Below are 22,118 nucleotides of genomic sequence, written 5' to 3' on the forward strand. Positions count from 1 at the left end.
GACCTGTCCAACACGACACAGAGAGCATTGGGCATCGGCCGATCGTTACGGCGTCTGCTCATCCCGCGCTGCTCCAGCCCTCATGCCGAACGCGGACCTGCGGGCCCTTCGGCAAATGCCCTCGCCCGCTGTGGCAGCCTTTCAGGCCCGTACCAGCCGCACTTCAAAGTACGCACCCTCCCCTTCCCCCAGATCCCGGAACCCTGCCTGCCGGGCTGCCACACTGGCCTTGCCCCAAGCCTTGAGCAGGGTGAGGTCGCCAGGAGAAACCACCTCGGGCGGTGACTCTTCCAGGCTCTGCATGGTGTCCAGGGCGGCGGCGACCTGTTCGGGCCCACCGAGCTGCTTTTCGAGCGCCTTGGCGTACCTGATTTCTGCGGCAATGCGCTCCTTGGCCGGGAGCTCCTCGGGATAGTCGCGCAGAGTGACGGCGAAAGTGGATTCGATGACTTGCATGGCGCTGCTTCTCCTGTGATTTGATACTGTATGAATATACAGTTTTTTCCACAAGAGTTCGAGTGCTGAAAGTTCAGACGTGAGCGCGGGAGGGTGGAAAGATTGTTCTCAATACTGGAACAGTTAGTTCGCGACTGAGTAGTTTTTCTCTGAACACCATCGGCGTACAGTTCATCCCATCGATGAGCCGAACCCGCAAGGCGACTCACCGAACCCGGTTCAGGAATGGTTTTTGAACCGGCTTTTTTGAGACGCTTTTTAACTTTCAAGGATTTTCATCATGAACAAGACCGCCCGTTTCCTCTCCGTCGCCGCCGTTGCCGCCTTCGCCGCTTTTGGCGCCCATGCTGACGAAGCCGATGGCTCGCAATTCGCCCTCAAGTTCGACACGAACCGCACCCGCGCTGAAGTGGCTGCTGAAGCCGCTACCGTGGCACAAACACGCTCCATCGAGCCCGCAGGTTCGCGCGTGGTGACCTACAAGTCCACCGCTGACCGCGCTGCCGTGCGTGCCCAGGCTGCTGAAGCTGTGCGCACCGGCCAGATCCCTTCGGGTGAATTCAGCGCCATGTAATTTGGCAGACCAACTGCTTGGGTTGGTTTGAAGCAGTTGCGGGACTTCCCATGGCGGTGGCACTTCGCGCGGTGCGGGTGCTGTTGCCATGGGGAGTGTTAACTGAACCGCAGGGGCGGGCAGGCAGAAAGGGCTCCCTTGGGAGCCCTTTTTGTTGGTGCCTGCCGCGCAGCCGCGCCCCGCAAGGGCGTCAGGCGCGCCTTTGCAATGTCGCTTACAGCGACGGGTCGATCAACACCTTGGCCCCGGTGTTGCGCGGGCCATAGAACGCAATGGACTCGGCACTCAGCGCCCCCGCCAGCGACACGGTGCGCGCGTAGTGGCTGGCGAACGTGGTCTTCAGCTCGGCCGCCACGCGCTGGCGCAGCGCCTGCGTGGCCTCTTCGCCGATCTTCTGCAGAAACGGAAACAGCAGCCACCCGCCCACGCCCCAGGCCATGCCAAAGGTACGCTGGATCTCGGTGGGGCGGGTGTCCAGGTGGCCATACAGATACACCTGCTTGTGCACGGCCGAACCATAGCGGCTGTATTCCTTGGCTTTGCGGTTGATGGCGGCCTCCATGCACTGCAGGATCTGACCGGCCAGCGTGCCACCGCCCGTGGCATCAAACGCAATGGTGGCGCCCGTGGCGGCCAGCGCATCGGTCAGCTCGGCCATGAAATTGGGCGCGCTGCTGTCGCACACATACTGGGCGCCCAGTTCGCGCAGCAGCGCCGCCTGCTCGGGCTTGCGCACGATGTTGACCAGGCCGACACCGTCCTTCTGGCAAATCTTGAGCAGCATCTGGCCCAGGTTACTGGCTGCCGCGGTGTGCACCAGCGCGGTGTGGCCCTCGCGCTTCATGGTCTCCACCATGCTCAGCGCCGTCAGCGGGTTGACGAAGCACGATGCGCCTTCAGCCGCTGTGGTCCCGGGTGGCAGCGGCAGGCACTGCGACGCAGGCATGGCGCGGTATTGCGCATACATGGCCCCGCCAATCACGGCCACCGTGCGGCCCAGCAGCGCCTGCGCGGCGGGCGAGCTACCTGCGGCCACCACCAGACCTGCGCCCTCGTTGCCCACCGGCATGCTCTGGCCCAGGCGTGCCGCCATGCCAGGCATGGCGCGCTCAGGGATGTGGGCCGTGGCCACCGGCCGCTCGACCGTGCCCGTGACCTGCACGGTGGACAGATCGGCGGGGCCCAGCAGCAGGCCAATGTCCGAAGGGTTGATGGGCGTGGCCTGCACCTGGATCAGCACTTCGTCGGGCCCCGGTGTGGGCACGGGCGTCGGCTCCAGGCTGATCTGCAAGGTGCCATCGGCTTGCACAAGCGAGCGCAACTGCAGCGCGGTGGTAGGGATGGAAGGGTTCATGGAGGACTCGCAGGTAAAAGATGGGACAAAGGGCCTATGCGCTGGACCGCGCAGTGTGGTGAAACAGTGCTGCACTCCACGGCGCCGCAGCACCACCAACCCGCATTCTTGACCAGGCTGCGCCAACGCGCTGTCCCCTCGGTGAATGGCTGGAAACCCCCATGCGCTTGGGCGAACGATGCACGCAGGGCGCTGCAGCTACGGGTCAGAAACGCTTTCACACACTCAGTCCAAAGTCCTGCACTTGCCGCTTGACTTAGAGTGCGCTCTAACTTTCAGAATCGTTCCCATGGCATCCCTCCTCACCATTGCCGAAGTCGCCAGACGCACAGGCCTGACCGCACATACCCTGCGCTACTACGAGCGCGCCGGTTTGATTGCGCCGGTAGCCCGTGCACCCGGTGGCCAGCGCCGCTATGCGGCGTCGGACATGGAGTGGATCGGATTCCTGCTGCGCCTGCGCGAGACCCAGATGCCCATCGGGCAGATGCAGGCCTTTGCGCGGCTGCGCAGCGAAGGGAACGCCACCGCCCCTGAGCGGCGCCAGTTGCTGGAACAGCACCTGGCGCAGGTGCTGGCAACGATCACCACGATGCAGCAAGCCGCACAGGCACTGCAAGCCAAGATCGCGCACTACCAGGGCCTGGAAGCTTCCCTTCGGTCCACCCCGTCGTCCACCCACCAAGGAAGCTCCCATGTCTCCCGAAACCCAACCCCGCTATCTCCAGGGCCTCACCAAGCTACGCGAAATCGACGGCCACGCGGGTGAGCGTGTCGTCGCCAGCCTGGCCGACATCGCCCCCGACTTTGCGCGCTACCTGATCGAGTTTCCGTTTGGCGACATCTATTCGCGCCCCGGGCTGGACCTGCGCAGCCGCGAGATTGCAGTCATCGCCGCACTGACCGCGCTGGGCAACGCCACGCCACAGCTCAAGGTGCATTTGCAGGCGGCGCTGAATGTGGGCGTCACCCGCGAAGAGGTCGTGGAGGTGCTGATGCAGATGGCGGTGTACGCAGGCTTTCCGGCCGCGCTCAACGGACTGGCCGCGGCACGCGAGGTGTTTGCAGCGGCCGACGCACAACCACAGGCCGCTTGAAGCGCCCTGCCGCCCCGCCCTGTCCTGCCGGATGCGGCTGCAGCGGGGCGATCGCCTATTTGGCGGCCCCCACCGGCATCGGCCGCACCAGCCGCACCGGCAGCTTGCTGGCCCGAGCGGCATCGCCGCGCGCCTCGCCGGTGGACAGGTTCACCGCCCAGCCGTTGATCATGGCCGCCTGCCGCGCGCCATCACCCGCCCGGCTCTGGGCGATGTTGCCGTAGGTGTACTGGTTGACGCTGGGCGCGCTCACGTTGGCGGTGGACGTCCAGTGCCACTGGCCCGGCGCCGCCGGGAACAGAAGGGGGTTGAGGCCCGGGGGCGACAGCGCCTTGTCCACCAGCCGCTGCAGCTCTGTCGCACGGGGCAGGCGCCAGCCCACACCCTCGGCCTTCCAGCGGTCAGAGGCCAGGGCCGTGGCCTCGGCACGGTCCAGCAGCAGGGGCTGGCCCGTGCAGGTTTTGCCGGTCCATTGCATGCCCTCCACACAGCGTGGCCAGGCCAGGCCGGCGCGCTGGTCCAACACATAAGCACCATCGGCGGACAGGGACCAATCGGCGGCCACCTGCGAATCGGCGGCCTGCGCAGGCCCGGCCAACAGGGCAACCAACAGCGGGGGGATGAGCGGCAACAATGTTTTCATGGGCAAAGCAGGGGCAATGAAAGCCAGGTACAGGTCCGGGGGGCAGAGAGGCATCACAGGATGCCTCGGCAACACCCTAACCCGGCAGCGGCCCGCGCGCCACCCACCAGGTCAAGAAACCCGCACGGCCCGCCGCTTGTCCGTGCGGCCACCCACGCCCACTCCCGCCAGCGTGCCTGACGCGGCCAATGCCCCGGCCAGGAACCCCACAAACGCCTGCACCCGCGTGGAGAACTGGTGCCGCTGGGGGTACACCGCATAGATGTCGGCCGCAGGCGTGTGGTACTGCGGCAGCACGGGCTCCAGCAGGCCCTGGGCCAGATGGCGGTTCACATCCCACTCGGCACGCATCACGATGCCGTGGCCCTGCAGCGCCCACAGCACAGCGATCTCGCCGTCGTTGGTGGTGAGGTTGCCGGTGATCTTGATCGACTCGGTGTGCGCCTTGCTGCCACGCCCGGTGGTCAGGCGCCACAGGCCGTAGGCCTCGTCGCCCTGGCGGATGCCGATGCACTGGTGCTCCATCAGGTCGCGCGGCACGCGGGGCCTGCCATGCTGCTCCAGGTAGGCGGGTGCGGCGCACAGCACGCGCCGGTTGGGCGCCATGCGGCGGGCAATCACGCGGCCGTCGGGTGGCTCGCCAAAACGCACGCACACGTCGTAGGCATCGTCGGTGATCGGTGGCGGGTGCACCGACAGCTGCAGCTGCACATCCACTTCGGGGTACTGGCGCACAAAGTCCGAGATCACGGGCGCAATGTGCATGCGGCCAAAACCCAGCGTGGCATTCACGCGCAGCAGGCCCTTGGGGCTGGCCTTGGACTGCACGATGAGTTCGTCCAGCGCATCGATCTCGCGCAGGATGCGGCGCGCGTGCTCCAGCAGCAGCTCGCCCTCGGGCGTAAGGCTCATGCGCCGGGTGGTGCGGTTGATGAGCACCACACCCAGGCGCTTTTCCATCTGCGCCAGGTGTTTGCTCACGGCGGCGGTGGAGACACCCATTTCGCGCCCGGCGGCGCTCAGGCTGGGACTGGCCGCCAGTGCCGAGAAGAAGCCCAGTTCTGCGGGCTGGATGGTGGAGCTCATCGCCACATTATCAACTGCAGATTAACGATGGATTCACTTGAGCGCCGTTTTTACAACGAGCGGATGCCTACAGTCGCTCTCACTGTTTTTGTTCCACCCGCTTTTTCGCGGCACGACATCCCCACAGGCCTTTCCCGACGCTTTCACACACCAAGACCAAAGACCTTCATGAAAACCTACCAAATCGCCACCATCCCCGGAGACGGCATCGGCAAGGAAGTGATTCCCGCCGGCCAGCGCGTGCTCGAAGCACTGGCCGCCCGCCACACGGGCCTGCAGTTCCAGTTCGAAAACTTTGCCTGGGGCGGCGACTGGTACCGCGCCCACGGTGTGATGATGCCGGCCGACGGGCTCGATGCGCTGCGCGGCAAGGACGCCATCCTGTTCGGCTCGGCGGGCGACCCGGACATCCCCGACCACATCACGCTGTGGGGCCTGCGCCTGAAGATCTGCCAAGGGTTCGATCAGTACGCCAACGTGCGGCCCACGCGCATCCTGCCGGGCATTGATGCGCCCCTGAAGCGCTGCACGCCCAAGGACCTGGACTGGGTCATCGTGCGCGAAAACTCCGAGGGCGAATACTCGGGCGTGGGCGGCCGCGTGCACCAGGGCCATCCCATCGAGGCGGCGACCGATGTGTCCATCATGACCCGCGTGGGGGTGGAACGCATCCTGCGCTACGCCTTCCGCCTGGCCCAATCCCGCCCCCGCAAGCTGCTCACCGTCATCACCAAGAGCAACGCGCAGCGCCATGCCATGGTGATGTGGGACGAGATTGCCGCGCAGGTGGCCACCGAGTTCCCCGACGTGAAATGGGACAAGGAGCTGGTGGACGCCGCCACGGCCCGCATGGTCAACCGCCCTGCCACGCTCGACACCATCGTGGCCACCAACCTGCACGCCGACATCCTCAGCGACCTGGCCGCCGCGCTGGCGGGCAGCCTGGGCATCGCGCCCACCGGCAACATCGACCCCGAGCGCCGATACCCCAGCATGTTCGAGCCCATCCACGGCTCGGCATTCGACATCATGGGCAAGGGCCTGGCCAACCCCATCGGCACCTTCTGGTCGGTGGTGATGCTGCTGGAGCACCTGGGCGAGGCCGACGCCGCCCGCGCAGTGATGCAGGCCATCGAACAGGTCACCGCCAACCCCGCCCTGCACACCCGCGACCTGGGCGGCACGGCCACCACGGCGCAGGTGACCGACGCCGTGTGCGCGCTGATCAGCAGCACGCAGTTGCAAAAGGCCGCCTGAGCTGCGTGGCCCCAACACACTGCGCCCTGCCCCACGACCCGATGAGCACGCACATCGACACCCAGGCTCGCCACTGGCTGCGCAGCATGTTCGACGCCGCCATCGCATCCGCGCAGCCCGCGATATGTCTGCCGCCGCACCTGCCTGCCCCGCCCCGGGGCCGCACGGTGGTGATCGGCGCGGGCAAGGCATCGGCGCAGATGGCGCAGGTGCTGGAGGCCCACTGGCCCACGCCGCTCTCTGGCGTGGTGGTCACACGCTACGGGCATGCTGCCGCCTGCCAGCACATCCGCGTGCTGGAGGCTGCCCACCCCGTGCCCGATGCGGCGGGCCTGGCTGCTGCGCATCAGATGCTGGCCGCAGTGGCGGGCCTCACAGCAGAAGACCTGGTGATTGGCCTGTGGTCGGGCGGCGGCTCGGCACTGCTGCCCTTGCCATTGCCGGGGGTCACGCTGGCCGACAAGCAGGCGCTCAACCAGGCCCTGCTGCGCAGCGGCGCCAGCATTGGCGAGATGAACTGTGTGCGGCGCCACCTCTCGGCCATCAAGGGCGGGCGGCTGGCCCTGGCCTGCAGCCCCGCCCGCGTGGTCAACCTGGTGATGTCCGATGTTCCGGGCGACGACCCGCTGGACGTGGCCTCGGGCCCCACCGTGGCCGACCCGACCACCCGTGCACAGGCGCTGGCCATCTTGCAGCGCTACCGCATTACGCTGCCGCCCGCCGTGCTGGGCGCACTGGACACTGCCGCCAGCGAAAGCATCAAGCCCGGCGACACCCGGCTGGGCCCCATCACCACCCACGTCATTGCTACGCCCGACCTGGCCCAGCAGGCAGCCGCCCAGGTGGCGCGCCAGGCGGGCATCGAGCCCACGCTGCTCGGCGATGCACTGGAGGGCGAAGCCCGCGACATGGGCACCGTGCTGGCCGGTGTCGCCCGCTACGCCGCCAAGGCCCCGTCACCACGGCACCGCGTGCTGCTGAGTGGCGGCGAAAGCACTGTCACCCTGCGCACACCGGCACCAGGGCAAGCCATGCCAACTCCGGGGCATGGCGGGCGCAATGTGGAATGCCTGCTGTCCCTGGCCCTGTCGCTCAAGGGCTTGCCCGGCGTGTACGCATTGGCCGGGGATACCGACGGTATCGATGGCCTGGAGCCCGTGGCAGGCGCCATCGCCACGCCTGACACGCTGGAGCGCGCCGCCGTGCTGGGCCAACACGCCACCGCCGCGCTGGACGCACACGACGCCCACTCCTTTTTTGGCGCGCTGGGCGACGCCGTGGTCACCGGGCCCACGGGCACCAACGTCAACGACTTCCGCGCGATCCTGATCGCAGCCACGGGCTGACGCCACGCACCCGCGTCCCCACCGGCCCTGCCCCCACAAGAACCACAACCCAACGGAGACAACCATGACACGCATTGCAACCCCGCACCACCCACCATCAACGCCGCCCACAACGCCCTCCACCCGTCGGCACCACCTGCTGGCGCTGGCCGCCCTGGCTGGCGCTGCCTGTGCGCTACCCAGCGCACCGGCGCACGCGCAGGCCTGGCCGGCCAAGCCTGTCACCATCGTTGTGCCCTTTGCGGCCGGCGGCACCACCGATGTGCTGGCCCGTGCGCTGGGCGAAAAACTGGGCACGGCCCTGGGCCAGCCCGTGATCGTGGAAAACCGGGGCGGCGCGGGCGCCACCATCGGTGCCGACTACGTGGCCAAGGCCCCCGCCGACGGCTACACGCTGCTGATGGGCGCGGTGCACCACACCATTGCAACGAGCGTGTACAAAAAGCTCAACTACGACTTTCAAAAGAGTTTTGCACCCATCACCACCGTGGCGCTGGTGCCCAACGTGCTGGCCGTGAGTGCGGCCACGCCCGCCAAGGACGTGAAGGAGCTGGTGGCGCTGATCAAGGCCACGCCCAACAAGTTCTCCTACGGCTCCAACGGCGCGGGCACGGCGCAGCACCTGATCGGCACGCAGTTCGCCACGTCCATCGGCCAGCCCCTGCTGCATGTGCCCTACAAGGGCAGCGGCCCGCTGACCACCGACCTGCTGGGCGGGCAGGTGTCGATGTCGTTCGACACCGTCACCCCAGTGCTGCCGCACATCAAGGCGGGCAAGCTGCGGGCGCTGGCAGTGACCACGGCCAAGCGCTCGTCCACCCTGCCCGACGTACCCACGCTGCAAGAAAGCGGCTTTGCGGGCTTTGACATCGGCACCTGGTTTGGTGTGCTGGCCCCCGCCCGCACGCCCGCCGATGTGGTGGCGCGGCTGAACACCGAAATGGTCAAGGTCATCCAGTCGCCGGACTTTCAAAAGCGCATGCACGACATTGGCGCCGAACCCATCGGCAACACCCCCGCGCAGATGGCCGAGCAGATTGCGGCCGACACCGCACGTTTTGCCAAGCTGGTGGCAGACAACAAGATCACCACCGACTGACCGAGTGGCAAAGAGGGGTTGCAAAGAGTTGTCGCACAGGGTGGCGGGCGAGGTGAATGGTCAAGGTGGGTTGGTATAAACCTGCGATGACCGACACCGCCGCCCCCATTGCCAACACCGCACCCGCTGCCCTCGTCCGCGCGCTGGAAGAGCGCGCCTTCAACGCCTGGCCTGCGCACCAGACGGTGTTGCACCGGGGCTGGGTGTTCCGGCTGTCGGGCGGCTACACCAAGCGCGCCAACTCGGTCAACGCGCTGGTGCCCGGCGCGCCGTTTGACGGCGTGCGCGAGGCGGCGGCGGCGCTGTATGCGCGGCATGGTTTGCCCGCCGTGTTCCGCATCTCCCCCCTGGCCCCGGCCGAGGCCGACCAGGAGCTGGCGGACGCGGGCTACCAGCATTTCGACCCCTCGCTGGTCCTGCACCGGCCGCTGGCGCCGGGCTCGGTGCCCCGGCCCGACGGCAGCACCGTGGTCAGCGCCTCGCCATCGCCCGCGTGGCTGGAAGGTTTTGCGGCGGCCAACGGCGTGGCGCCGCACCACCGCAACCTGCACCGCAGCATCCTCGACGCCATCGCCCACCCAGTGGGCTATGCGCTGCAACACGACGCCCAGGGCCATGCCGTGGGCTTTGGCCTGGCGGTGCTGGAACGCGGCGCGGTGGGCCTGTACGACCTGGCCGTGGCGCCAGAACACCGGGGCGGCGGGCGCGGGCGCGCGCTGGTGCAGGCGCTGCTGCACTGGGGCGCCGAGGCCGGTGCAACCAGCGCCTACCTGCAGGTGCGGGCGCAGAACACGCCTGCGCTGCGGCTGTATGAATCGATGGGGTTCAAGACGGCCTACGGCTACCACTACCGGGTGACGGGCTGAGGACCAAAAACTGCGGGCGGTTTTGACCTGCCCCCTCCTCCACACCTGCAGATGAAGGGCGGGACCAGCGCGGCAGCCCACGCGGTGCCTCCCCGCATGGTTCTGAAGCCAAACAGGCCGCAAGCGCTAGTGGATCATGCGCCAGCAGCTATTGATTCAATAGCAAACTATTCACCGCTCAACGGTGGCTCAGCTTGCGCACCGCCCAGTCGCCCAGGCTTTGCACGGCTTGCACAAAGAAGATCAGCACCAGCACCACGGCCAGCATGATCTCGGGCAGAAAGCGCTGGTAGCCGTAGCGGATGCCCAGGTCGCCCAGGCCGCCGCCGCCAATGGCACCGGCCATGGCCGAGTAGCCGGTCAGGCTCACGAACGTGATGGTCAGGCCCGCCACGATGCCGGGCAGAGCCTCGGGCAGCAGCACCTTCCACACAATCTGGCTGGTGGTGGCGCCCATGGCCTGCGCGGCTTCGACCAGGCCGTGGTCCACCTCGCGCAGCGCGGCCTCGACCAGGCGGGCCACAAACGGGGCAGCGGCAATGGTCAGTGGCACCACGGCTGCGGCCGTGCCGATGGACGAGCCGGTGATGAGCCGCGTGAACGGGATGATGGCCACCAGCAGGATGATGAAGGGCGTGGACCGCACGGCGTTGACCAGCCAGCCCACCAGCTTGTTGACGGGGCCGTTCTCCAGCACCCCGCCATCATCGGTCAGGCGCAGGAACACGCCCAGAGGCACCCCCAGCAAGCCGCCCACCAGGCCGGAGATGCCGACCATGATGAGCGTCTCCCACAGCGACGAAGCAAACAGATCCAGCATGGCTGGCGTGAAGTTGTTGAACATGATGTGTGCTCCCTATTAACCGGCCACGGCCACTTCTTCGACCTCGACCCCGCCCGCGCGCAGGTGCGCCACGGCGCCCCGCACGCTCTCGGCCTCGCCACTGGCGTACACGGCCAGCGAGCCAAAGGTTTCGTCCTGGATCTCGTCCACTTGCCCGTGCAGGATGCTCATGTCCACGCCAAACTGGCGGATCAGCTGCGACAGGATGGGCTGGTAGGCGCTGTCCCCGGCGTACGACAGGCGCAGCAGCTGGCCGGTTCGTCCTGCGCTCAGCTGGCCTGCCAGCTTGCGCACATGGTCCAGCACGCTGGCGGGCAGCTCTTGCGGCAGGATCTCGTCGATCAGACTCTTGGTGATGGCCTGCTGCGGGCGGGTGAACACGTCCAGCACCCGGCCCTGCTCCACGATGCGGCCGGCCTCGATCACGGCCACGCGGTCGGCCACCTGCTTGATGACCTGCATCTGGTGGGTGATCAGCACCACCGTCAGGCCCAGCTCGCGGTTCACCTGGCGCAGCAGGTCGAGGATGGAGCGCGTGGTCTCCGGGTCCAGCGCCGAGGTGGCTTCGTCGCTCAGCAGCACCTTGGGGCGGCTGGCCAGCGCACGCGCAATGCCCACACGCTGCTTTTGCCCGCCGCTGATCTGCGCCGGATAGCGGTCGGCCAGGGCCGACAGGCCCACCAGCTCCAGCAGCGGGTTCACACGCTCGCGGATGGCGGCCTTGTCCATGCCCGCCAGCTCCAGCGGCAGCGCGGCGTTGTCAAACACGGTGCGCGACGACAGCAGGTTGAAGTGCTGGAACACCATGCCGATCTCGCGGCGCGCCTCGCGCAGCTGCGCGTCGTTCAGCTGGGTCAGGTCCTGCCCGCCCACGATGACCTGGCCCGTGGTGGGCCGGTTGAGCAGGTTGATCACCCGCACCAGCGAGCTTTTGCCCGCGCCGCTCTTGCCGATGATGCCGAACACTTCGCCCGGCTGGATGGTGAGGTCGATGCCCTTGAGCGCCTCGACCGGGCCTTGTGAGCCCTGGTAGGTTTGGGTGATACCCCGGAGTTCGATCATGAAATGCAGCGGCTGCGCCCCACCCAAGATCCGTCAGGCCTTGGCGCACCGTGTCTAGAAAAGAAAGGTGCGGACTGTATCGACGAATCGTAAGAACACAAACTATCAAATAATCGAGTGTTTAGACAGCCTGGTTATAAAGAACAGCCACATCCATCATCATGCTATGAGTTAGAGAGCAATTGACCTATGCAGCACGGTCACCTGGCAGCAATTCCTGCAATAACCACTTGCATGCAGACGAGAGCCTGTTTGCAAACAGTCTGGGGCCGAAGGCCGATCAGAGCCACAGAGAGTCAGCGCTTAGAGCGGCTGCACCATGACCGCGTGCACTTTGCGCACCAAGGTTTGCGCGTCAAACGGTTTGACCAACAATTCCATGTGCTCCCCTAGAAACTGGGGCTTCATGGCGGCCTGCTCCGCATAGCCAGTCATCAAGATGATCTTGATCCCCGGAAACTTCTCGCGCGCATAGTCCGCCACCTGACGACCGTTGGGACCGGGCAGACCGACATCCGACACCAGCAGATCAAAATGCAGAACGCCCGACAGCAAAGCCATCGCGGCACTGCCACTGGAAGCTTCCATCACCTGGAAACCCATATCTCGCATTAACTCCACCGCCAAAGCACGAACGATGTCATCGTCCTCCACCACCAGGGCCGAGTCGGGGCGACGGGGTCCCGACAGGTTGGTCTCAGGCTCTGGAACATCGGTCTGCGGCGCTTGCACCGAGCGCGCGAAATACAGCGACACGGAAGTGCCCTGGCCTTTGGCACTTTCCAGTATGGCGATACCCCCCGACTGCCGCATGAACCCATAGATCATCGACAGCCCGAGGCCCGTTCCCTGCCCCATCGGTTTGGTCGTGAAAAACGGATCGAATGCTCTTGCGATCACATCGTCCGTCATACCAGTGCCGGTATCACGCACAACCACCCGGACATATTCCCCCGGCTCCAGCCCGGGCACAGACACATCATCCGCCCGCCCAACGCTCACATTGGCCGCCGAAATATGCAACGAGCCTCCGCCAGGCATGGCGTCGCGGGCGTTGATTGCCAGGTTGACCACGGCGCTCTCGAACTGGTTGGCGTCCGTCAGCGCAGGCCAGAGGTCATCAGGCAAATCCATGTGCAGTGCAATGTTCTCGCCGCACGTGGTTTTGAGCATGGAAGCAAGGCCCGTCAGCGATTCACCCAGGTCAACAGGTCGTGAATCCAGCGGCTGTCGGCGCGAGAACGCCAACAAGCGCTGCGTCAGCGCCGCTGCTCGACGTGCGGCAGCCAGACCCGACTCGATGTAGCGGTCCACCTCTTCATGGCGACCTTGCGCCATGCGCTGACGGATGATCTGCAGCGGCAGCATGATCCCTTGCAGCATGTTGTTGAAGTCGTGGGCAATGCCACCTGTCAGCTGACCCACAGCCTCCATCTTCTGGCTCTGGCGCAACAGATCCTCAGCGTTGCGCAGTGCCTCCTCGCGCTGGCGCTCCTCCGTGGTGTCGCGACCCACGGCCTGTATGAAGCCGTCGCTCGGCACCGCGGTCCAGGCGATCCACCGCTCTCCGCCATCGCGGTGCCGGCAGCGTGCCACAAGTTGCCTCCGGGTCGGCTCAGTGGCAAGCAGGTCGATGATTGCCGACACCTGCAAGAAATCATTCACATGCGCAAACGAAGCGAAAGGGCGACCCAGGGTTTCTTCCTCCGACCACCCCAGCGTGGCAGTCCAGGCCGGGTTCACGGCGGTGATGGTCCCGTCATAACGCGCCACAAGCAGCACGTCTTCGGACTGTTGCCACAGCCGGTTGCGATCGGCTGTGCGCTGCGCTACCTGCTGCTCCAGCGACACAGCAGCCTCTCGCCACTGGCGCAGCGCCAGGAACTTGCTGGTCGTCTCTACGACCGTGTCGAGCATGCCTCTCACGGTGCCCAACTCGTCGCGCAGCGGGCTGTAGCAAAAGGTGAAATATGCCAATTCGGGATGCCCGAACCGATTGATGTCCAGCTCCAAGTCTTCGATGAAGGTCGCCTCCCCGGCGTACGCTTTGTCCACCAGCGGCTTCAGTGCAGGCCAGACTTCGCTCCAAACCACCGACAGCGGACGCCCCAATGCCTCCGGCTTTGCACCCAACATGGGACGGTAGACGTCGTTGTACAACATGGTGTGCTCTGGCCCCCAGGTCATGCACGCTGGAAAACGCGAAGACAACATCGTCTCCACCGCAAAACAGAGCGCTTGCGGCCAGTTTCCAATGGGGCCCAGCGGGGTGTTTTCCCAGTCATGGTTGCGCACCTTGGCGCTCATGGCGCCCTCCGCACGTGGAAACTCCCGCGGTGTGGACAGGGATTGGGTCATGGTGATGGGCAGCACGATGGTGAGTGAGCCGCGCGAAGCCTCAACGGGCTCATCGGGTACTGCGCGCACAGTTGCCCTGTGTGGCCCTGGCTGCGCATGAGATGAGCACAGAGTCTACAGGTGAAAGCCGCGATGAAATCGCCGAAAACATGAGGCGCCTTCACGCACAGAAACGCGCCTTGGCCTTGCAGCAAAAACTACGCCGCCGACACCGGCGATCTCCCCTGCACCTTGCGCGACACCAGCGCGCCCAGCACCAGCACTCCCAGCGCCGCCACCGAGAACACGGGCGCAATCCAGCCCCGGTCCACACTGGCCGCCACCAGCAGCACGCCCAGCGATTGCCCCAGGAACAGCAGGCACGCAAACAGCGTGACCGCCGTGCCCCGGGCCTCGGGCGCCATCTGCGTGGCCTGCACCTGCAGCGTGTTGTGCAGCATGTAAAACCCCACCCCGGCAAAGAAGCAGCCCAGCCCCCCCCAGGCCGCCACCGGCCCCCAGGCCAGCAGCAACAGCCCGGCAGCGATCAGCGAGGCACCCATCAGCGCCAGGCCCCGCTCACCCAGCAGCGCCAGCCAGCGGCGCGCCAGCAGGCTATAGATAAGCCCGCCCACGCCATACAGCACCATCACCCCGCCGGCCGCCGAGGCCGACAGCCCAAACCCGTCCACCATGCGTGCGGGCACAAAAGCCAGCGTGCCAAAGGCCAGGGCGCCCTCCACCGCCACCACGGTCAGCACCCAGCGCACCCGGGGCATGCGCAGCAGCGCGGCCGTGTTGGCCAGGTAAGCCGACAGCGAAAACGCGGGCGGCACCGCACCGCCAGCCGCAGGTGCCGGGGTGCTGGCCGCCATGGCGCGGGCTTGCCGCCACAGCAGGCTCGCGGCGGTCAAAAACAGCAGCGACAGCACTACAAACGCAGCCCGCCAGCCCAACGCCTCGACCGCAAAGCCGCCAAACCACTGCCCGGCCATCATCCCCGACACCGTGGCCACCATCAGCTGCGCCAGGGTTTCCTGCCGCTGCTCGTACGGCACGTTGTCGCCAATCCACGCCATCGACAGCGGGATGATGCCTGCCGCCGACGCCCCCATGGCCGCACGCGACGCCACCAGCACCGGCAGCGTGGGCGCCAGCGCCGTCACGCCGCTGAAGAGCGCACAGGCAAACGTGGCGCCAATCACCACGCGCACCTTGCCCAGCCGGTCGCCCAGGGGGCCATAAAACAACTGCAGCACGCCATAAGACACGGCAAACGCCGCGATGACGGCCGACGCATCGCCCGTAGTGACAGAAAACTCGCGTGCCAGGGACACCAGCATCGGGTCGCAGACACGCATGGAAGCCATGCTGCAAAAGGCTGCCAAGCTGATCACCCGCAGCATCGTCGAAGAAGAGGTCATATGACCCGATTGTGGTGCGGCCAGAGCAAGGTTGCTGGCGCGGGGTGGCATGCACCCCGGTGGCTCAAGGTCAGGGAGGGGCGCGTTGGACACACCAGCGCGTTCCGTTGAAGCTTGCCGAACCACATCCAGCGCTTCAACCCGCCCAACGCCCACCGGGACGGACGAGCTGCAAACGGTGAATGCCGAACGGCGAAAGGTCGGGAGCAGCCGTCCTCAGCCCCTGCCCACATTGAAGCTGGTGTCGAACGTGCCCCGCACATCCAGCCGCTGCTTGATGAGGCCTGCCGCCAGATAAAAGTCGGCCGTCTTCTGCTGGTCGGCCAGCACCTGGGCGTCGATGTCCTGCCAGCGGGTGGCGCGGCGCTCAAACTGCAGCTGCGCCGCATCGGCCGGAATGCCCACGATGCGCGCCAGCGACTGGCCAAAAGGCTTGGCGTTCTGGTACGACCACACCTGCGCACGCGCCACGCGCTCCTTGAAGTCCGCCAGCGCCGCGCGCTTTTCTGCCAGGGCCGCATCGGTGGCGGCCAGAAAGCTCAGGCCCGACCACAGGCCCCGGCCGCTGACCAGCACGCGCGCATGGCCGCTGGTCTCGGCCAGCGCGGTGTAGGGCTCCCACGTGGCCCAGGCATCGACCGAGCCCTGCGTCAGCGCCAGCTTGGCGTCTGGCGGCGGGATGAAGCGCAGCTGCACGTCGTCGGCCTTGAGGCCCGCCGACTCCAGCGCCTTGAGGGTGACCAGATGGCCGATGGAGCCCCGGTTGGTGGCAATGCTCTTGCCCTTGAGGTCGGTCGCTGTCTTGAGCGGCGAGTGGGGCGCCACCAGCACGGCCGTGCCATAGGCATCTGACCGGCTGGCCGCAAACGCCTTGACCCGGCTGCCCGCAGCCAGCGTGAACAGCAACGGCGCATCGCCAATGGGGCCGAAGTCCACCGCGTTGGCGTTGAGCGCCTCGGCCAGCGGCGCAGCGGCCGGAAACTCGCTCCACTTGATGTCGTAGGGCAGGTTCTTGAGCTCGCCCGCTGCATCCAGCAGGGCCTGCAGCCCACCCTTCTGGTCGCCTGCGCGCAGCAGCACGCGCGACGAGGCTTGGGCATGGGTGAGGACGGGCGACAGGAACGAACTGGCAGCGACCGATGCGGTCAGAAAATGGTTGAAACGGCGTCGTTGGATGGTCATGGTGTTGATGCGGTGAAAAAGATCACAAGGGAATGCGGCCCATGGGAAAGCGGCAAATAGCCGTTGGCGCGTTAGCTGGGTCGTGGGGGGTGCGCATCACACACCCAGCGCTCGGCGCCCGGCGGCAATGTGTGCGCTGTCCTCCTGCGGGGTGTGCACACGGCCACACAACACATCGCGCAGGTGGCGCTCCAGCGGGTTTTTGCGTGCCAGGCCGTGGTTGCTGGACAGCTGCAACGCCGCCTGCACCACCTCGATGGCGTTCTGCGTGGCCACGGTTTTGACCAGGCCGCTGTCCACTGCTGGCACCAGGGTGCCGGTGTCCAGGTCATGCGCCACGCTGGCGATCAGCCGGTCGTTGGTGAGCAGCAGGGCCTCGATGCGGCCCACGGCCTCCTGGGCGCGCGGCAGGCTGGACAGGGGGGCGCCCAGGTTGGCGGGCGTGCGCTCGCGCAAAAAGCGCACCACCCAGTCGCGCGCCGCGCGGGCCACGCCGGTGTACAGCGCGCCCAGCATCACCGTCATCTCGGCCAGCATGGCGGGCTCGCCACGGGCCCAGTCCTGCGGCAGGCGCACATCGAGCGCGTGGTCGTGGGGGGTCAGCACGTCCTGCAGGATCACATCGTGGCTGCCACTGGCGCGCAGGCCCAGGTGGTCCCAGGTGGCGTCGATGCGGATGCCGGGCGAACCGGCCCGCACCAGGAACGAGCCCACGCGCGGCACCTCTTCATCGGTGCGGGCCCACACCACATACCAGCGCAGGATAGGCGCGCCGGTCGAATACACCTTGTGCCCGCTGATGCGCCAGCCCTCGGCCGTATGCCGCGCCACTGTGGCAGGCAGGCCGCCGCGTGCGGGCGAGCCCAGCTCGGGCTCCACGCGCAACGCGTTGATGAGCGACACCTCGTTGTGCGACTCCTGCACCAGTTGCCGGGCCAGCGCCTGCGACCAGGGCGAGCCAGGCCGCCCCATGCCGCGCTGCTGGATGTACTGCATGGTCAGCACCAGCGCGGTGGCCGGGCAGCCCTGGCCCACCGCGCCAATCACCTCGCCCAGTTGCGCGGCCGACGCGCCCTGCCCGCCCAGCGTGCGCGGCGCGGCCAGCGCCAGCAGGCCGGCCTGCTGCAGGTCGGCAAAGTTCTGGTGCGGAAAACTCCCGTCCCGGTCGTGCGCCACGGCGCGCTCGGCAAACTCCACCGCCAGCGTGCGCGCCACCTGCCCCCAGGTCAGCGGCGCGTTCATTGCAGCACCTCGGGCTGCTGCCGCACGAGGATGTCGAACAGGCTCCTGAAGGCAAACTGCGCGCCGCCGGGTCCGCCAATCTGCGCATGCGTGTGCTGCGCGATCTCATGGCGAATGGGTTGGGGCGTGCCCGCGGCCTCGGCCGGCAGCTGGGCCTGGCAGGCGTTCTCCAGCGCGATGTACCACCACGCCGCCGCCTCCACCGACGGCCCCGCCGTCAGGATGCCGTGGTTCTGCAGGATCACCGCCTTCTGCGCCCCCAGCGCCTTGCCAATGCGAAAGCCCTCGTCCGTCTCCAGCACCACCCCCGTGAAATCGTCGAACAGCGCGTGGTCTTCATAGAAGATGCACGAGTCCTGCGTCAGCGGGTCGAGCTTGCGGCCCAGCGCAGACCACGCCTTGCCGTATGTGGAATGGGTGTGGGCCGCAGCAATGATGTCGGGCCGCGTCTCGTGCAACGCCGCGTGGATGGCAAACGCCGCGCGGTTCAGCGGGCCCTGGCCGATGACGATCTCGCCTGCTGCGTTCACCAGCAGCAGGTCGGACACCTTGATCTGCGAAAAATGCACGCCCAGCGGGTTCACCCAGAAGTGGTCCGTCCACTCCGGGTCGCGCGCAGTGATGTGGCCTGCCAGCCCGTAGTCAAACCCCTGCTGTGCAAACAGCCGAAAGGCCACGGCCAGGTTCTCCTGCCGGTAGCGGCGCTCAGCCTGCACCGTGGGGCGCGGGCTGGGCGCATCAAACCAGTCCTTGCGCTGCGGCGCGGGGTTGCGGGCGAGGTCGGTGGCGGGCAGGGGCTTGAGGACGGCAGACATGGGCGGCGGCTTTCCAGATCGGTGAGGTGGACGAAAGAGAAACGAACCCGCCCACAATAGGGGCGCCTCCGCCCCGCGCCAACGAAGAAATCCGCGTGACCACATGCGGTTTTCGCATGCACCACGGTGGGTGCTGCGTTTGCCGCATATCGATGCTACGCAATGGTCTTTGCGCTGCCGCCGGGCTTGTTGGAACCTTGTGGCTTGACACACCGATCCACACACCAGCCTGCCATGTCCCATACCCCTTCTTCACTGAACCGCCGCCATCTCCTCCAAACCGGTCTGGGCGCCGCCGCATGGGCGGCCACAGCGGGTGTACCCGCACTGGCGGCATCGCCCGGCACGCCCGACCTGTCCAAGGTCACGCTGCGCGTTGGCACCTACAAGGGCCTGTGGCGCGCGCTGATCGCCGCATCGGGCCAGGGCAACACGCCCTACCGCATCGAATGGCGCGAGCTGAACAACGGCGTGCTGCACATCGAGGCCCTGAACGGCGACGCGCTGGACCTGGGCTCGGGCAGCGAGATCCCGGCCTTGTTTGCCGCCCGGCAAAAGGCGCAGGTGCGCTTCATTGCCGTGGTGCGCGAAGACCTGAACAACCAGGTCACCCTGGCCCGCAAGGATGCGCCCATCCAGCGCATTGCCGACCTGAAAGGCAAACGCGTGGGCTATGTGCGCGCCACCACCTCGCATTACTACCTGAGCAAGCAGCTGGCCGAAGCGGGCTTGTCGTTTGCCGACATCACGGCCATCAACCTCACCCCGGCCGATGGGCTCTCGGCCTTTGACCGGGGCGACCTTGATGCCTGGGCCATCTACGGCTACAACGGCCAGCTGGCGCGGCTGCGCTACGGCGCCCGCGTGATCAAGACCGGTGTGGGCTACCTGTCGGGCAACTTTCCCATCTATGCCAACCCGCGTGCGGTGGACGACCCCGCGCGCCACGCCGCCATCAGCGACTACCTGCTGCGCCTGCGCCGCGCGTACCAGTGGGCCAACGGCAACTACCTGGACTACGCCCGGGCCCAGTCGGCCGAAACCCGCGTGCCTGTGGGCGACCTGATCGAGCTGTGGAACAGCCGCAGCACCGACTACGACCTGCGCCCCGTGGACGACGCCGTGGTGCAAGGCCACCAGGCGGTGGCCGACACCTTTTTGCAGCTAGGCGTGCTGGACGGCCCCGCGCAAGTGGCGCCCCTGTGGGACCGCAGCTTCAAAAACGTGTTGCGCCCCTTCGCGATCGACAAGGCGGCCTGACACGCACAACACCCCCGCCGCCGCAGCCACATTCCGTGCCACTTTTTGCGTGGCGGGGAGCACCGCTTGCGCTTACCATGCGCCCCTGATTTCCATCAAGGAGCACCCTCCCATGAGCATGAACAAGCGCAACTTCGTCGCCGCCGGCATGGGCCTGGCAGGCCTGTGGACGGCCACGGGCAGCAGCCACGCCGCCACGCAGGCCAAGGCCCCCAGCGGCCCCACGCTGCTCACCATCAGCGGCGCCATCACCCAGTCCAACCGCGGCGCGCTGGACACCTCCATCGACCAGATGATGGGCAAACACGGTATCCAGTTTGACAAGGCCTTCGCGCTGGACGCTGCCGCCCTGGCGCGCATGCCCGCCGTCACCATCAAGCCCACGCTCGAATACGACAGCAAGCCCCACACGCTCAAGGGCCCCCTGCTCACCACCGTGCTGGCCGCCGCCGGTGTGGCAGCGGGCAGCCCCGTGCAGCTGGGCCTGCGCGCGGTGGACGGCTACAACGTCAACATCAGCATGGCCGACGCCCAGGCCTACCGCATGATCGTCGCCACCCACATCGACGGCCAGCCCATGGCCCTGGGCGGCCTGGGCCCGCAGTGGGCCGTGTACGATGCCGATGTGCTGCCCGCCTTCAAGGACAAGCCGGTGAAGGAACGCTTTGGCCTGTGCCCCTGGGGGCTGTATCACATTGAAGTGAAGAAGGCCTGAGCCCGCGCAGGCCCACCACCGGCTGGCCCGTGCACACGAGTGCGGCACAAACGCCACCCAACAAAAAGAGCGCCCCCAGGGTCGCTCTTTTTTTGATAGCTGCCAGCGCATGATCCACTAGCGCCACAGCCATATTTCACCCCAAATCAGCACCGGCGGCGCCCCATGCGCACCGCCAGCGCCGCCAGCGACCCCACGGTGGCCAAGCCCACCACCCCCAGCCAGCCCCACTGCGCCAGCGCCAGGCTGCCCAGCGCCGCCCCGGCCGACATGCCGATGAACATGCCGGTGAACAGCAGCGCATTGAGCCGGCTGCGCGCCGCAGGGTCGATGCCGTAGACGATGGTCTGGTGCGCCACCAGCGTGGCCTGCACGCCAAAGTCAAAGCCGATGGCACTGACCACAATCAAGCCCAGCTGGGCCTGAGCAGGCAGCAGCGGTGCCAGCGCCATCACCGCAAACGACACGGCGGCCAGCCCCGCGCCATAGCGCGTCACCACCTCGGGCCCACGCTTGTCGGCCAGGCGCCCGGCCAACGGCGCAGCCAGTGCCCCCGCCGCCCCGGCAAGGCCAAACGCACCTGCCGCTGCCGTGCCCAGGTTGAACTGGCTGTGCAGCATCACCGCCAGCGTGGACCAGAACGCGCTGAAGCCCACGGCCAGCAGCCCCTGCGCCCAGGCCGCACGGCGCAGCGCCGCGTGCTGGCGCCACAGCGCCACCATCGACCCAATCAACGCGCCATAGCCCATCTGCGTGGTGGGCGCAAAGCGCGGCAACCCGCGCCACACCGCCACCGTCAGCAGCGCAATGGCCACCGCCGCCGCCACATACACCGTGCGCCAGCCCCACTGCTGCGCCACAAAGCCGCTGACCACGCGCGACAGCAAAATGCCCAGCAGCAGCCCCGTCATCACGATACCCACCATGCGCCCGCGCTGTGCGGCCGGGGCCAGCGTGGCGGCGGCGGGCACCACGTCTTGCGCCACCGTGGCCGCCAGGCCCACGGCCAGGCTGGCCGCCAGCAGCGCGCCCATGCCGGGTGCCAGGCCGCTCAGCAGCAGCGCCAGCATCAGCGCGATGGACTTGATGACGATGATGCGGCGCCGGTCAAACCGGTCGCCCAGCGGCGCCAGCAGCAAAATGCCCAGCGCATACCCCAGCTGCGTGAGCGTGGGCACCAGCCCCACCACGCGGCTGTCGGCCTGCATGTCGGGCCCCAGCACGCCCAGCATGGGCTGGCTATAGTACAGCGACGCCACGCTCAGCCCTGCCGTGGTCGCCAGCAGCAATAAGAGCGGCGCACTCACCGCCCCCTCCGCAGGCGGCGCCACCGGGGCCAGCCCCGCTGCACCGCTTGCATGCACATTTTGAATGGAAGACATCACAACACCATTGGTTAGAAAGGAATGGTGCGATTGTCCTAGCTCGCCTCCCTGCTGGGTAGTAGGCTGAATTGCAG

21 protein-coding genes are annotated in these 22,118 nt (G+C 67.0%); 9 read left to right on the forward strand and 12 right to left on the reverse strand.

The window, feature by feature from the left end; genetic code table 11:
• Window positions 1–141 precede the first annotated feature (141 nt).
• Window positions 142–456 (reverse strand): hypothetical protein, encoded by a 315-nt coding sequence (locus tag AC1Q64_RS00840; protein ID WP_492250113.1) that lies wholly within the window; start codon window positions 454–456, stop codon window positions 142–144.
• Window positions 457–736: 280 nt separating this feature from the next.
• Between AC1Q64_RS00840 and AC1Q64_RS00845 the strand changes: the two genes are divergently transcribed.
• Window positions 737–1,030 carry a DUF4148 domain-containing protein gene (locus AC1Q64_RS00845; protein WP_108498094.1) on the forward strand — a complete coding sequence of 98 codons (294 nt, stop codon included), beginning with the start codon at window positions 737–739 and terminating at the stop codon, window positions 1,028–1,030.
• A 214-nt stretch (window positions 1,031–1,244) separates the two neighbouring features.
• Here the strand turns inward: AC1Q64_RS00845 and AC1Q64_RS00850 are convergent, their stop codons facing one another.
• A complete protein-coding gene (locus AC1Q64_RS00850) occupies window positions 1,245–2,384 on the reverse strand; it encodes a zinc-binding dehydrogenase (RefSeq protein ID WP_492250114.1) in 1,140 nt (379 codons plus the stop codon).
• Window positions 2,385–2,673: 289 nt separating this feature from the next.
• Between AC1Q64_RS00850 and AC1Q64_RS00855 the strand changes: the two genes are divergently transcribed.
• The gene (locus AC1Q64_RS00855; RefSeq protein WP_492250115.1) at window positions 2,674–3,153 is read left to right on the forward strand and encodes a MerR family transcriptional regulator; all 480 of its coding nucleotides are present in this window, start codon (window positions 2,674–2,676) and stop codon (window positions 3,151–3,153) included.
• Entirely contained in the window at window positions 3,080–3,481 is a 402-nt protein-coding gene (locus AC1Q64_RS00860) for a carboxymuconolactone decarboxylase family protein (RefSeq protein WP_492250116.1), read from the forward strand. The genes AC1Q64_RS00855 and AC1Q64_RS00860 overlap by 74 nt, the downstream gene beginning before the upstream one ends.
• Window positions 3,482–3,536: 55 nt before the next feature.
• Here AC1Q64_RS00860 and AC1Q64_RS00865 read toward each other — a convergent pair whose 3' ends face one another.
• Together AC1Q64_RS00865 and AC1Q64_RS00870 are read right to left on the reverse strand one after the other, a co-directional pair.
• Complete coding sequence (locus AC1Q64_RS00865; protein ID WP_121944071.1) at window positions 3,537–4,124, reverse strand: Lcl C-terminal domain-containing protein; 588 nt, start codon at window positions 4,122–4,124, stop codon at window positions 3,537–3,539.
• A 111-nt stretch (window positions 4,125–4,235) separates the two neighbouring features.
• Window positions 4,236–5,210 (reverse strand): LysR family transcriptional regulator, encoded by a 975-nt coding sequence (locus AC1Q64_RS00870; protein ID WP_492250117.1) that lies wholly within the window; start codon window positions 5,208–5,210, stop codon window positions 4,236–4,238.
• 168 nt (window positions 5,211–5,378) lie between these two features.
• Here AC1Q64_RS00870 and AC1Q64_RS00875 point away from each other — a divergent pair, with 168 nt between their 5' ends.
• From AC1Q64_RS00875 to AC1Q64_RS00890, 4 genes are all read left to right on the forward strand, one after another.
• On the forward strand, window positions 5,379–6,467 hold the full coding sequence (locus AC1Q64_RS00875) for a tartrate dehydrogenase (RefSeq protein WP_492250118.1): 1,089 nt from the start codon (window positions 5,379–5,381) through the stop codon (window positions 6,465–6,467).
• Between the two features lie 41 nt (window positions 6,468–6,508).
• The gene (locus AC1Q64_RS00880) at window positions 6,509–7,813 is read left to right on the forward strand and encodes a glycerate kinase type-2 family protein (protein ID WP_492250119.1); all 1,305 of its coding nucleotides are present in this window, start codon (window positions 6,509–6,511) and stop codon (window positions 7,811–7,813) included.
• A 64-nt stretch (window positions 7,814–7,877) separates the two neighbouring features.
• Window positions 7,878–8,912, forward strand: a complete 1,035-nt coding sequence (locus tag AC1Q64_RS00885; RefSeq protein ID WP_422849392.1) for a Bug family tripartite tricarboxylate transporter substrate binding protein — start codon at window positions 7,878–7,880, stop codon at window positions 8,910–8,912.
• 86 nt (window positions 8,913–8,998) lie between these two features.
• Entirely contained in the window at window positions 8,999–9,778 is a 780-nt protein-coding gene (locus tag AC1Q64_RS00890) for a GNAT family N-acetyltransferase (protein ID WP_492250120.1), read from the forward strand.
• A gap of 178 nt (window positions 9,779–9,956) precedes the next feature.
• On the opposite strand, the gene AC1Q64_RS00895 is transcribed toward AC1Q64_RS00890, so the two are convergent.
• From AC1Q64_RS00895 to AC1Q64_RS00925, 7 genes are all read right to left on the reverse strand, one after another.
• Window positions 9,957–10,622 carry a methionine ABC transporter permease gene (locus AC1Q64_RS00895; protein ID WP_056067588.1) on the reverse strand — a complete coding sequence of 222 codons (666 nt, stop codon included), beginning with the start codon at window positions 10,620–10,622 and terminating at the stop codon, window positions 9,957–9,959.
• Between the two features lie 15 nt (window positions 10,623–10,637).
• Window positions 10,638–11,684, reverse strand: a complete 1,047-nt coding sequence (locus AC1Q64_RS00900; protein ID WP_056744393.1) for a methionine ABC transporter ATP-binding protein — start codon at window positions 11,682–11,684, stop codon at window positions 10,638–10,640.
• A 303-nt stretch (window positions 11,685–11,987) separates the two neighbouring features.
• Window positions 11,988–13,991, reverse strand: coding sequence for a response regulator (locus AC1Q64_RS00905; protein ID WP_492250121.1), 2,004 nt, complete (start codon window positions 13,989–13,991; stop codon window positions 11,988–11,990).
• Window positions 13,992–14,239: 248 nt separating this feature from the next.
• Entirely contained in the window at window positions 14,240–15,445 is a 1,206-nt protein-coding gene (locus tag AC1Q64_RS00910) for an MFS transporter (protein ID WP_492250122.1), read from the reverse strand.
• A 216-nt stretch (window positions 15,446–15,661) separates the two neighbouring features.
• A complete protein-coding gene (locus AC1Q64_RS00915; protein WP_492250123.1) occupies window positions 15,662–16,627 on the reverse strand; it encodes an ABC transporter substrate-binding protein in 966 nt (321 codons plus the stop codon).
• Between the two features lie 96 nt (window positions 16,628–16,723).
• Window positions 16,724–17,869, reverse strand: a complete 1,146-nt coding sequence (locus tag AC1Q64_RS00920; RefSeq protein WP_492250124.1) for an acyl-CoA dehydrogenase family protein — start codon at window positions 17,867–17,869, stop codon at window positions 16,724–16,726.
• Window positions 17,866–18,684 (reverse strand): class II aldolase/adducin family protein, encoded by an 819-nt coding sequence (locus tag AC1Q64_RS00925; RefSeq protein WP_492250125.1) that lies wholly within the window; start codon window positions 18,682–18,684, stop codon window positions 17,866–17,868. Before AC1Q64_RS00925 ends, AC1Q64_RS00920 begins: the two co-directional genes overlap by 4 nt.
• Window positions 18,685–18,918: 234 nt before the next feature.
• Here AC1Q64_RS00925 and AC1Q64_RS00930 point away from each other — a divergent pair, with 234 nt between their 5' ends.
• Entirely contained in the window at window positions 18,919–19,944 is a 1,026-nt protein-coding gene (locus tag AC1Q64_RS00930; protein WP_492250126.1) for an ABC transporter substrate-binding protein, read from the forward strand.
• Between the two features lie 118 nt (window positions 19,945–20,062).
• On the forward strand, window positions 20,063–20,659 hold the full coding sequence (locus tag AC1Q64_RS00935; RefSeq protein ID WP_492250319.1) for a putative pterin-binding protein: 597 nt from the start codon (window positions 20,063–20,065) through the stop codon (window positions 20,657–20,659).
• Window positions 20,660–20,805: 146 nt separating this feature from the next.
• Here the strand turns inward: AC1Q64_RS00935 and AC1Q64_RS00940 are convergent, their stop codons facing one another.
• Complete coding sequence (locus AC1Q64_RS00940; protein WP_492250127.1) at window positions 20,806–22,041, reverse strand: MFS transporter; 1,236 nt, start codon at window positions 22,039–22,041, stop codon at window positions 20,806–20,808.
• Window positions 22,042–22,118 lie beyond the last annotated feature (77 nt).

This window comes from Acidovorax sp. GW835-FHT14G06, from assembly GCF_058793595.1.